Below are 12121 nucleotides of genomic sequence, written 5' to 3'. Positions count from 1 at the left end.
CGAAGCATTTCCTTTCAGTGATTTAATGAGAACAACACGATTTGACTTAGAGCCTAAAAAACGTTAACTTGAAATCCAAAGTCTCTTTCCAAGTTAACGTTTTTGACTATATCAATTCTTCTGAAACTAAATATTTTTTCATGCCTTCTCGAACACTAAAACTAGGTGTAAAACCTAAACTCTTTAGTCTAGAGATATCAGCAACTGATTCTTTAATATCGCCATCCCTTTCAGCCTCATGTTCTAGTGGCAGTTTGAATCCTAATGTTCTATCTATAATCTCAATCAATCCATTTAATGTAGTCGCAATTCCTGTCCCAACATTGAATTGTTTACCTAAAGACTCTTCCTTTTTTGCCACAAGTAACAATGCTTGGACTACATCTTCAATGAACACAAAATCTCGAGATTGCGAACCCTCTCCAAACAATATGAACTGCGTATCCTCACCCTTTTGAATTTTCTTATAGCGATCAACTAAGATTGAAATCACTCCACTATAAGGAGATTCTGGATTCTGATTCGGCCCATACACATTAAAGAAGCGCACCGCACTCGTCTTAACACCATAAAGATGATTGTAGTCCAGCACATACTGCTCTGCTGCAAATTTATCGACTGCATATGGAGTCAATGGACGAATAACCGACTCCTCTTTTTTGGGAAGAGTAGGCTCATCTCCATATACCGCAGCTGAAGAGCTAAAGACTAATCGCTTCAAGTCCTTTTGATATTTTCTTATTAGTTCTAACAACATCAAAACACTCTCGAAATTAACTTGATGCGTTTCAACCGGACGTTCAACAGAATCAGCCACACTCGCTATCGCAGCTAGATGAAAAACGTAATCGAAAGTATTGTTTGATAGAATATCATTCATCAACTCACTATCAGTAACAGAGCCATTAATAAATTGGAGTTTCGAACTTTTGATCAAGTTTTCTTCTTTTCCCATAGATAAATCGTCAATCACAATTACTGAATTTTCTTTGGATAGATAATTTGCCAATGTAGATCCAATGAAACCTGCACCACCAGTGATTAAATATTTATATGACATACCTTCTACTCCTTACTTAACTCTCTTCATGATCCATTCTCTAGTGCTCCGTATAACTTCATTATTCGAATATCTAAAATAGAATAAAGTTATTATTAAATAGAGAACAACACCAATCCCTATTTTTAATAAAAGCCTAACGAATATTGATAACCCAGCCAGCGGTAAAATATCAAGAACAACCATCATTATTATACCAGATATAAAAAACACGATAAATGGACTTAAAAACACCTTGAAAGCTATTTCTTTTCGAGCAGCCAAAATTTGATAAATTGCAAGGACACTTTCAGATAGAAAAGTTGCGATAGTCGCACCAAGCAATCCAAATGGTTTAACTAACAACAAGTTAACAATAATACTAGTCAAAGCTCCAAGCAATACAGATATCACGAATGGTTTATCTTTAGATTGTGGGATCAAATATTGTGTTCTGATAACATTGCCAAGAGCGTAGAAAGGGAGATATAGGGCTAGTCCATTTAACACTAAGATACTTGCATTAAAATCTTTCCCGTAGAATAATGGTACAAAATCTTTTGAAACTCCCAATATACCAAAGGCAAATGCTATGGAAAGAAATAAAGCAAAAATTACAGAGTAATTAAGGTATCTAGTTGCTTCTGCTTTCGCATCCTTCTTCTCATAAATAGCAGACATTTGTGGCAACATTACAGTACCTAATGCAGCTATTATTCCTTTAGGCATTGATAAAACTTGACTTCCAGCATTGTAAAAGCCAACATCTTTTATACTGCTCAAATTTCCTAAAAATACTGAGGTAAAACTAGTATAAATAGTTGCAGAAACAATAGGTATAAATAGAATTGCCGATGGTTTAAAGTGCTTAGTCACTTCTGATAACTTGATTTTTTTATAAAAAATGTAGTTTTTAACTTGAAACCAAGTGATTAAAAATCCTGCAATCGCACTACCATTCATGATTAGTGTGTACAACCAAAGATCATTTTTATTTTTAACAAGAAGGAAAATAAAAATCAAAGTTGATAACTTAACTAAAATATTTCTAACAATAACGATATTAAATTGCTGTATTCCATAGAAAAACCAATTAATATCTAGCATATAGCTCACAATAAGAAATACCTGCAATAAAGCAATATCTTGATATTGTCGAGCAAAATTAAATACGTAAATCAGATACAAAAGTATGCAAACAATACCACTAAATAATTGTATTCCGAAGATTTCGAAAAAAAGTATACTACGTCTTTCAACATTTTCTCCAACTTTGGCAATAGAACGATTCCCATAATGATCTACCCCTAGTTTAACAACTAATGCAAAGTAAATTGCAATTGAATAAGTATAATTATAGATACCAATCTTTTCCGCACCTAAGATCCTAGCAATATACGGCATCGTTAACAAAGGAAAAATGATTGAAAATACTTGATAAAATGCATTCGAGAAAAAGTTTTTGGCAATATTTTTCATGCTGTTCTTCCTCTCTTAAATCTTAGACCGCTTTATAAGAAATTTACCAACCGTTTCAGGCTCGTAATGAACATCTTTATAGGTCAATTTGTGAATATTGGTCAACTTACATAAATGCAAGAACTCTTCCTCTTTGTACTTTTCATTTAAACGAAATTGTAGGAGGTGAGAATTTCCATTGGTTTGTTGAGGTACATTTTTCCACTCATTTGAAAAGCTTCTAGCAACCATGCTAAAGAAAAGGTGAAAAAGATAATAGTTGACCAAAACATTATGGTCTTTCCAATACTCTAACATCAACCTTCTAGTCTCAGTGATAATAGGATTATTTCTTTTTGAAGATAAGAACCAACTTGAAATTAAAATCGGAGCATCTTTATTATCATTAAAAGTCGTTCTGAATGCAAACAAATCCGCGTCAATGATATATTTTTCTAAAGGGCCAGTCAAGAAAACTGTCGCATCAATCCAGATACCCCCAAAATTAGCTAATAGATCCGCGCGAACAATATCAGAAAACTGCGCATTAGAAATAATTCCTCGCTTCCATTTGGTAATAATATAATCAGGTAATTTGATAAAATCATTAAGATTTTTTTCATTTAAAAAAACAATCTCTCTTCCTTTGCAATTCTCCTTAACAGAACGCAAGCAAGCACGGACTATTTCTGGAGATTGTTCAAATCCCTGTAACCAACAAACCCAAATATAATTGCTAGTGTTCATTTCATCTTTTTTGTATTGTGGCTTGTATTTTTTATTTAAATATTTGTATGCATTAAATGCTCGCCTATCTGCATCCAAAGATTTAGAATATTTAAATCTTGGTCGATACACTGTTGCCCCAAGATACATCTTCTCAATTAGTCTTGCTAATTCCATTAAATTTAAACCTACCTACATAAAAATTTTAATTACCTATTTCACTGATAATTCGATCGCCAAGTTCTTTGCTAGCCTCACCTGACTCAAAGACCCCATAATCCTTATTAAAATTTTCAATTGAAGTATAGTAAACAAATTCGTCAAATTTTTCTATTTGACTTATAAGTTGATTCAGGCTCTTTGAAACTGGAAATGGTAAATCATTTAAATCCAATACTAAACCCCGATTTTTCATATAACTGTCATAATCATAAGCGTATAAAAAGCATTTCTTTTTAGAAATCAACATTTCTCCAAAAATAGATGAATAATCCGTAATTAATATCTCTAATGCACAGAGTAATTCTTGAGTATCAGGGTAATCATTAGCATCTATTATATAATCAACACTTGTTAATTCATGAATTAAGGTTGCATGCCTCAATATATCATTAGGATGTAGTCTCAATAGTATGACTATCTCAAAATTAAATTTAGACTCAAAGCTCTGCTTCAATTTTTTAAGACTTTCTATATTAATCTCAAGACTACCATCTTCTCTAAAAGTCGGAGCATAAAGCAAAATTTTTTTATTTTTTTCTATTCGATAATGCATGTATACTTTTTCAATTGTTGAAGTATCATTCTTTACTATAATATCGTTCTTCGGTATACCATTTCTGTAAAACTCTCCTGAGTACCAAAAAGTATAATGTAAATTTTTAAATAAGTTTGAATGTTCAAATACTAATAGATCACACATTTGAGAATCTTTTTTCGCCACACGCACATATCTTTTGCTAAGGAATTGTTCGATATCATGTTCAATCCGCTTTAGTCCAAACCCTGCATGCCAAGTCTGGAGATAGAATTGATCTTTACGTTTTCTTGGGTGAAAGTTTTTTCGACAATTATCGATCCAAATTTTTGCAGTATGTAATTCCAACAAAGCTCTAAAGGAATTATTTTTTACTAAACGAATTTCATTTGGAAATTCACTATGCTTATTAAGTATAATATCTGGTTTACAAAGCCAAACTATATCTAAATTAGAATAATTTTTTAATAAATAATCAACAATGTATTTGGGATTCTCTCCGTACGCCTTTCCCCAAAAATTTGAGACAACTATTTTATTCTTTTTTACAGGAAAAAAGAAAAGAAGTGGGTAGCATAAATAGAACAAAGAATAATCAATAATTCTAAGAAAAACTACTCTTACTATTTTTAATTTTGATTTCAAAAAAACACTTCTTTCTTAAGCAACACTATGTCTAGATTTTTTTTCAGGAAAATAATGATATACTAACTGACCTAACAATAGCCAAAAAATGAAGGCTCCAATTTTATTAACTAGAATAATCTCTGAAGATAAAACTGCATTAATACTGATTGCTGCAATAATTAGAATATTATAGAAATAAACTGTTTTATATAAATTTTTATCTAGAAAAACAGACTTTATTGCTAAAAGTGCTTTACTTAAATAAAATGAGAAGAAAGTGATAAATCCAATGATTCCAGTTCCAGCAAGTGTATGAACAACAAAACTGTGCAGAGATAATCCTGTTTTTGCAACATAAGTTTCAGGTAAGAAAGCTTTAGCATAACTAACAATACCTTCACGTGACGGACCAACACCAAATAGAAAATTCTGCTTAAACATCAGAAAACCGGCTTTCCAAATGCCAAATCTCCCATTAGATAAATCATTAGAATCTGTTACATCATTTCTTGTCAATTTAACTGGTTTTTGATTTCCTTGGATTTCCATATTATTATTTCCAGCTTTTATTTTTAGACTTTCAACAAAGTCAGGGATAAGAGTTAGTCCATTTTTTAATAAATTCAAGACAAGAAAAACAATTCCAGTTATCATTGCGTTAATAACCACACTCATTAATATGCTAAGAGATACAGATTTTCCTTTTTTAAGTAGATATTGGTTCACTAAAGTAAAGCCAGCAAGAAAAACAATTGCTAAAGTTTCTATTAATCCTGTTCTAGAGCCCGATAGGAGAATGAAGCTTAAACAAAAAAAACAATTAACATAAAGAAAAACACGTAATATTTGATTTTTTATCTGCTTTTGGAATAAAAACATACAAGAAAAAATTATTGAAATCAAACATACAGTTGAAGCAAAGTTTGGATCAGAAAAAACACCAAATAATCTATTTTCAAGAAACCCAAGTCTTAATGGATGAAATCTATTTGGCAATTTAACACTATGCTGCATTTGAAAAACAAACATCACGTTTGAGATAGTTACAAATACAAACCAAATTGTAATCAGAGTCTTAGCAAAGATTTCTATTGTTCGTTCGGAATGATTTCTATTATGACTAAACTCATATATTACAAGTAAATAAATCCCCTCATTTAACAAGAGCTTGATATTAGATCCAAGACCATAATGATAGTTTAATAAACTAGAAATCCCCATAACAATTAAAAATACAAAAAGAGGAATGTTATAAGAAAACTTTTTTAATCTAATCATTTGTAGCAAATCATACAGAATGAAGAGCGCTCCGACTAGACCAGCAGGTACCACCAAAATTGTGTTCAAAATTTTGGGTATAAAGTCATACGGTCCAAATTCTTTAAAAATTAATATCGTTCCAAAATAAAGTACATAAAAAGAACGAAAACGCTCAAGGTATGAATTGATTTTTGTATCTGCAATCATGAAAAAAGCTCCTTTTTCAGTATCTCAATTGTCTTCTCTAAGGATTCCTTAAAATTAAATTTCGGTGTCCAACCAAGACTTTTTATTTTTTTATCATCCAACAATGCCACATTAGCTGTTGAGAAACCTTTTTTTTCGATCTCATCTGGCAATTCAAATATAACCTTTTTACTAGAATAACTAGCAATACTTTCAGCAAACTCCCTAAGGGTTACATCGCTATCTAGCCCCTTTATGTTGTATGCTTCGCCTTTTGTGCCCTTCTTTATTAATGTTAATAGCGCAGAAACAACATCCCCTACGTAGCTATAAGAAAACAGTTGATCTCCTTTGCTTTTTAGAATTACATCCTGATTATTGGCTCCATTAAGAATAAACTGTGTAGAAGCTTTAGAATCCCTTAGGTCAACCGTAGGCCCAAATACGCGACTTATCCTAGCAATGACGATATCAAGATTATATTTGGAAATATACGCTTGACATAAGGCTTCGCTAGTCCTTTTAGATTCGCTATATCCTGCTCTTAAAGTATTGCAATCAATGTATCCCATATAACTTTCGTCAAAGTATTTGACATCTTGCCTATTCTCCCCATAAATTTCAACACTAGAAAAGAAAATTGTTCTTTCAACCTTTTTCTCTCGCGCAAATTCTAAAATATTTTGAGTGCCAATAATATTCGTCGTTATTGTACCAATGGGATCGGTGGCATATGCCTTAGGGTGAGTATTACTAGCCGCTTGCAATATGTAATCACATGATAAATCACTAGGGAGTCTCTTATTGATATCAAATTCGATTACATCAAAAAAAGCATCATCAGTATAATCAGGAAAAAGCTTTAATAGCTTATTTCTATTTCTTCCAACACCTATTATAGTGTTTTGTAATCCGTATAGCTTATTTCCGTACATTAATACATCAATAAAAAAGCGCCCGATTAACCCGGTTGCACCCAAAATCAAAAAACGTTTATTTTTAATGTTTAAACTAGCTAAATCTTTTGAAACAGTTAGAATATCATCCATATATATACTATTGGATTGAAGCAAAATTCTTTCATCCCCTAATCATTCATTTTAAGATAAGCTTTAAATAGCTCTAGATCATCAGTTGTAGTCAGTTTAATATTTTTATCTGATCCCGCAGCAAAATACAGAGTTTCACCTAATTCTACCATCATAGTATTTGTGTAAGAAGAATCGGTCATACCAATTTTTTCTTCCACCGCTCTGTTATATGATTCTAGTAATTTATCATATTTATAAGCCTGTGGTGTTGATACTCTTCTAATAGTATTTCTATCGATATATGATGTAGTAGTTTCTTCAGTATCCTTGATAAAGATTTGTTCATTGTAGGGTAAAGAAGTAACCGCATTCCCATTTTCCTGACATTTAACAATTACATCAGATAATACTATTTCATCTACCAAAGGTCGTATACCATCGTGTATAATAATTGTGTCATCATCTTCAGAATAGTCTTTCAAAAACTGAACACCTTTATTAATAGACTCCTGACCAATTTTTCCGCCTTCAATAATCCATTCAATCTTTTTAAGTCCAAATTCCTTTATATATCCTTTTAGAGTTTCTTCCCAACCAGATTTACAAACAACTAAAATCCTGTCTACTAATGGATGGTGTTCAAATGATTCCAGAGTATATATGATGATTGGTTTATTATTTATCATAATGAATTGTTTAGGGATGGATTGACCCATTCGTTTGCCCACTCCACCAGCAATGATCACTGCAGTTATCATAATCAGTTCAGCTCCTATTATTTTCTTAAAATTTTCTTATATAAAACTGAGTATAAGCCCGAATTAGTAAGATATAAGTATAAGGCGACCCTTTTGGCAAAAGAAACCTCTTTATTACCTTTGACTTTTTTTAGTATTTCTTTAATCTCCACTTTTGATGTGTTGTAATATTTTTTTCTGTCAAGATTATCTCTTTTAGAATTTCCTATTTTAAAACCTGTAGATAAGTACCCATCTACCAATCTAGCTATGGCTAGATTTAAAAATTCTGGAAAATCCTTTTTTACATCATTTAGAAGAATTTTTCTTTGTATGATATTATCATACTGTTTAGGATTAAAATCCTGATAAACAATGCTATCACCGTTTTGAAAATAGAAAATCCCTGCAAAATCTAGAATATCAATAGTATGAGCAGCTTTAAAAGCATGATAAATTGGTACCATATCTTCATACAGTTTACCTTCAGGAAATTCAATATTATTAAAAATTTCCTTTTTAAAAACTTTGTTCCATGCATAAAAATCAATTGCTTTACTTTTAAAAAGTAATTCAACTGCTTCAGAGTTACTACTGCCTATTTTCCTACTGCTGATTAACTCAATTGCATCTTCTTCAGTTTTCCCTTTCTTCAATCCAAAACAAACAATCTCAGGATTATTATTTTTAAAATCATCTATAACTTTATCTATACATCCTGGTAGAAAATAGTCATCGCTATCTAAAAAGGCTATAAGTTCACCACTAATTCTCTTTAACCCATAGTTTCTTGCAGAGGATAAGCCGCCATTATCTTTATGATAACAATAAACTTTATCCAACTTTTTTGACAATTCATCACAAATTAATCCGCTATTGTCAGTTGAGCCATCGTCGATTAACAATACCTCTATATTTTTAAAATCGTTTAAGAATATACTCTCAACAGCTCTCTCTATAGTATCTTCAACGTTGTAAACTGGAATCACTATAGAAAGTTTAATCTTACCTTCGAAGTTTTCTTTCATATATTTGACCTCTGATTTTATTGGGTAAAAGGCTCACTACGATATGTGCAGAACAAGATACTAAAAAATCTGAGATAGATCCCAACCCAACATGATAGATAGCTTTCCGACCTTTTAGTCCATCGATAAAATATTTTTTTCCACCCCGCCGAGCATACATTCCCTCGCCTGTTCTAGCATAAACAAGCGACTCTTGAATATTTTTACCTTTATACCCAGCTTTTAATAATCTTACCCAAAGGTAATAGTCCTCAAATCCCATCATTGGCTGATAATTTCCAACATCCAAAACAGCCTTCTTTTTAAACATAACTGTCATATGATTAAAGGGATTACGTTTTTTTGAAAATTCTCGAATCTCTCTATTAGTTTCTGGAACGATTCTTCTGCCAACAATACTTTTAGGTGAATCATAAAATTCATCTATATTGGAGCCAACTATTGTTAGATTAGGATCCTTAGTAAATTCTGAGTACTGTTTTTCAATTCTTGATGGAAGCATGATATCGTCAGTATCCATTCTAGCAACCAAATCATATTTACAAACCTCTACACCAATCGCTAAAGCCTTACCTAATCCAACATTATTATCTAAAGGAACAACTTTTAAAACTTCTAAATTGTCTTTTTTAAAATCAATGATTACCTCTTGTAACTCAGTAGTAATCGGTCCATCTAAAATCAAAACAATTTCTTTTGCTTTAACGGTTTGTCCAAGAGCACTTTTCAATGACTGCCTAAAATATTCAGGATTTTCCTTTATATATACAGACATCAGTAAACTAACATCAGCGCTTTGCAAAAAGAACACTCCTTTATTCAAAAATTTTATCTTTTGGGAAATTCATTTTATCTAATGATGTACAAATTTCATCTTCTTCTAAACCTTGAGAAGATACTTTATCAAATAGAATCTTGATTGTTTGAAGTAATATTTTCAGATCTAACATGAAAGAATACTTCTTAATATACAACAAATCAAATTTTAACTTACTATTATAGTCGGATGCATATTTCCCATAAACTTGGGCATAACCTGTAATTCCAGCACGAACATTATGTCTCAAGTAATAGTATGGATTTTCATCATTAAACTGCTCAACAAAGAACGGTCGTTCAGGACGAGGCCCAATAATAGACATGTCACCTTTTAATACATTAATTAGTTGAGGTAACTCATCAAAGCGAACAGCACGTATAAACTTACCCACTGGTGTCACACGAGCATCGTTACTTTTTGCTAAAACGGGACCCGATTTAGATTCTGCAGTGGCACTCATTGAACGGAATTTATAAATCGGAAATTCTTTCTGATCTTGTGTAATTCGAATCTGCTTATATATGATCGGTCCTGGTGAGGTTACTTTTACTAGTACTGCAGTTATCAACATAAAAGGAGAGGAAATAACTAATAGGATCAAAGAAACAACAATATCAAAAAGACGTTTAAACATCGCATCTTCAGAAGGAATTCTAAAACCTGATGATTCAATTATGCTTTCATCTTCAAAATTCATAATGTTAGGATTGATCGTTACGAGATTCTCAAATGTTGTATTTAGAAATAGCTTCTTCTCTTCCTTTGTAACAAGTTGATAGACCTTAATTTTTTCAGCCTCGTCAATCTCAGAGGCTAAATAAACAATATCTACATCATCAATAATTCCTCTCAAATTTTCATAGAAATGGTCTAACACAACTGATTGAACCTTATGTTTATTATTTTTTTGTGAGCTGAAGTTTTGAATCGCAGGAGCGACATCTTGTTCAAATCCGAGAATAGTGACAATTTTATCTGAGCTCAGTTTCATATATGCTTTATAAATGATTGTACGATAAATAATTAGTAGTATAGTTCCCATCAAGAATGAAATTAAGATAACAGTTCTAGGAAAAGCAAACCAACGTCCAGCGAAGGTAATGATCATAATTCCTAGCGACATCAAAAATTGACCAATAACCGTCACAAAGATAATATCGCTAACGATTCGATTATAAAAAACATAGCTTCCTAGTAGTACATTTAATAAAATAAAGAAAATCGAAATAAATAATGCGGAACTTTCAAACGTTTGAAAGTTTCTTTCTGGAATGGTTCCATTAAATTTCAGCCAAAAACTAAAATAGATGGAAAAATTGTAAACAACTACATCCATCATGATAATAAAAAATCGACGGGCAGCGCTCCATTCACCATTTTTATTCATACAAACACTCCTAATCCACAAAATAATCCATTACACATCTTACCATACACGTTCAAAAAAAAGTAGCGTTCATATGAAAAGTAATAAAAAAGCAAAGAACAAAAAGCGGTCAAATTCACCAATTTGATCGCCTGACCTAAAGTGATAAAATTATTCACTTCTCCTTTTATAAAACAAGAATTTGTATGACAATTCAACAATTGTTAGGGTTTGTTGACGAAGTATTCTTTAAAGTTTAATATGTTATAAGACTACATTCAGAAAATCTGTAATGATTATAGATTGTTAGTCTTTGTACGGGGCTCTAAATAAATGATTTTCTTTTTTTTCAATTGTATTTCTTATAGAGGAAGCGATGAAATACATTAAATACGCCAACAAAGCTGTAGCCATAATAACTGAACATACGTATAGTAACCGATTTCCTATAAAAAATATTTTGCTACGAAGCAATGGAATAAATAGCCCTTGATATAAATACAACTCAAAAGAGAAGGGTTTTAGCAAATGAAAGATCGGGCTTTTGAAGGTTACTTTATAGCTACAAATTATAATTAATACAACAAAGAAAAGAACAGAAAGTGACCGTATAATTGGATGATAAAAAACTTCATCAATATAAAAAAATAAACTAAATAGTACTGCTACAGCCCCGATTGTTACTCGATAACGTTTAAATAGAAAGTTGGTCATTTCTCCTTCTTTTGCTCCCCACACAACCCCTAAGGGGAAACAAAAAACTGCATTAGTCCACCATTCTCCATAACTTAGTAGATTCGAAATCAAGGTTATTACTATAACACAAGTAATAAGTATCAAAAATAGAAGTAAATCGTTCTCTTTACTTAAAGATGCACTAACAAAAAAAGGCTCTAAGTCAAATCGTGTTGTTCTCATTAAATCACTGAAAGGAAATGCTTCGGCGTTTCCTTTTTTCTTTTTGTTTTTTTGCTCAAATAATGTCGCAAAGATTCTGTTGAATCAGAATTCGCATACGAAGGTGGCGAAAGGTTCTAAAACCGAATGCCACTCTCTTAATCACTTTAATCAAGTTATTCTTCCCTT

11 protein-coding genes are annotated in these 12121 nt (G+C 31.6%); all 11 read right to left on the bottom strand.

What is annotated here, in order from left to right; genetic code table 11:
• Positions 1-106: 106 nt before the first annotated feature.
• Positions 107-1060 carry an NAD-dependent epimerase/dehydratase family protein gene (locus OMU_RS14340; protein ID WP_016180603.1) on the bottom strand — a complete coding sequence of 318 codons (954 nt, stop codon included), beginning with the start codon at positions 1058-1060 and terminating at the stop codon, positions 107-109.
• Between the two features lie 12 nt (positions 1061-1072).
• On the bottom strand, positions 1073-2518 hold the full coding sequence (locus OMU_RS14335) for an oligosaccharide flippase family protein (RefSeq protein ID WP_016180602.1): 1446 nt from the start codon (positions 2516-2518) through the stop codon (positions 1073-1075).
• A 15-nt stretch (positions 2519-2533) separates the two neighbouring features.
• Entirely contained in the window at positions 2534-3400 is an 867-nt protein-coding gene (locus tag OMU_RS14330) for a capsular polysaccharide synthesis protein (protein WP_016180601.1), read from the bottom strand.
• Positions 3401-3428: 28 nt separating this feature from the next.
• Positions 3429-4625 carry a CDP-glycerol glycerophosphotransferase family protein gene (locus tag OMU_RS14325; RefSeq protein ID WP_016180600.1) on the bottom strand — a complete coding sequence of 399 codons (1197 nt, stop codon included), beginning with the start codon at positions 4623-4625 and terminating at the stop codon, positions 3429-3431.
• 15 nt (positions 4626-4640) lie between these two features.
• A complete protein-coding gene (locus OMU_RS14320) occupies positions 4641-6074 on the bottom strand; it encodes an O-antigen ligase family protein (RefSeq protein ID WP_016180599.1) in 1434 nt (477 codons plus the stop codon).
• A complete protein-coding gene (locus OMU_RS14315; RefSeq protein ID WP_016180598.1) occupies positions 6071-7126 on the bottom strand; it encodes an NAD-dependent epimerase/dehydratase family protein in 1056 nt (351 codons plus the stop codon). The genes OMU_RS14320 and OMU_RS14315 overlap by 4 nt, the downstream gene beginning before the upstream one ends.
• A 14-nt stretch (positions 7127-7140) precedes the next feature.
• Positions 7141-7842 carry an IspD/TarI family cytidylyltransferase gene (locus OMU_RS14310; RefSeq protein WP_016180597.1) on the bottom strand — a complete coding sequence of 234 codons (702 nt, stop codon included), beginning with the start codon at positions 7840-7842 and terminating at the stop codon, positions 7141-7143.
• A gap of 17 nt (positions 7843-7859) precedes the next feature.
• Entirely contained in the window at positions 7860-8849 is a 990-nt protein-coding gene (locus tag OMU_RS14305) for a glycosyltransferase family 2 protein (protein WP_016180596.1), read from the bottom strand.
• Positions 8827-9651: a glycosyltransferase gene (locus OMU_RS14300; protein ID WP_016180595.1), complete on the bottom strand. Its 825-nt coding sequence runs from the start codon at positions 9649-9651 to the stop codon at positions 8827-8829. The genes OMU_RS14305 and OMU_RS14300 overlap by 23 nt, the downstream gene beginning before the upstream one ends.
• A 13-nt stretch (positions 9652-9664) precedes the next feature.
• A complete protein-coding gene (locus OMU_RS14295) occupies positions 9665-11056 on the bottom strand; it encodes a sugar transferase (protein WP_016180594.1) in 1392 nt (463 codons plus the stop codon).
• 952 nt (positions 11057-12008) lie between these two features.
• A partial coding sequence (locus tag OMU_RS24035) for a transposase (RefSeq protein WP_270268135.1) occupies positions 12009-12121 on the bottom strand: 113 nt, incomplete at its 5' end.

This window comes from Enterococcus avium ATCC 14025, assembly GCF_000406965.1.
GTDB lineage: Bacteria > Bacillota > Bacilli > Lactobacillales > Enterococcaceae > Enterococcus_A > Enterococcus_A avium.
The sequence above is the reverse complement of the archived record's forward strand: the minus strand, read 5'-3'. Positions and strand labels throughout refer to the sequence as shown.

Bases quoted from the DNA above. Each gene is read 5' to 3' on its own strand.
- OMU_RS14305 (WP_016180596.1), bottom strand. From the start codon at position 8,849: ATGAAAGAAAACTTCGAAGGTAAGATTAAACTTTCTATAGTGATTCCA.
- OMU_RS14295 (WP_016180594.1), bottom strand. From the start codon at position 11,056: ATGAATAAAAATGGTGAATGGAGCGCTGCCCGTCGATTTTTTATTATC.
- OMU_RS14330 (WP_016180601.1), bottom strand. From the start codon at position 3,400: ATGGAATTAGCAAGACTAATTGAGAAGATGTATCTTGGGGCAACAGTG.
- OMU_RS14310 (WP_016180597.1), bottom strand. From the start codon at position 7,842: ATGATAACTGCAGTGATCATTGCTGGTGGAGTGGGCAAACGAATGGGT.
- OMU_RS14340 (WP_016180603.1), bottom strand. From the start codon at position 1,060: ATGTCATATAAATATTTAATCACTGGTGGTGCAGGTTTCATTGGATCT.
- OMU_RS14320 (WP_016180599.1), bottom strand. From the start codon at position 6,074: ATGATTGCAGATACAAAAATCAATTCATACCTTGAGCGTTTTCGTTCT.
- OMU_RS14335 (WP_016180602.1), bottom strand. From the start codon at position 2,518: ATGAAAAATATTGCCAAAAACTTTTTCTCGAATGCATTTTATCAAGTA.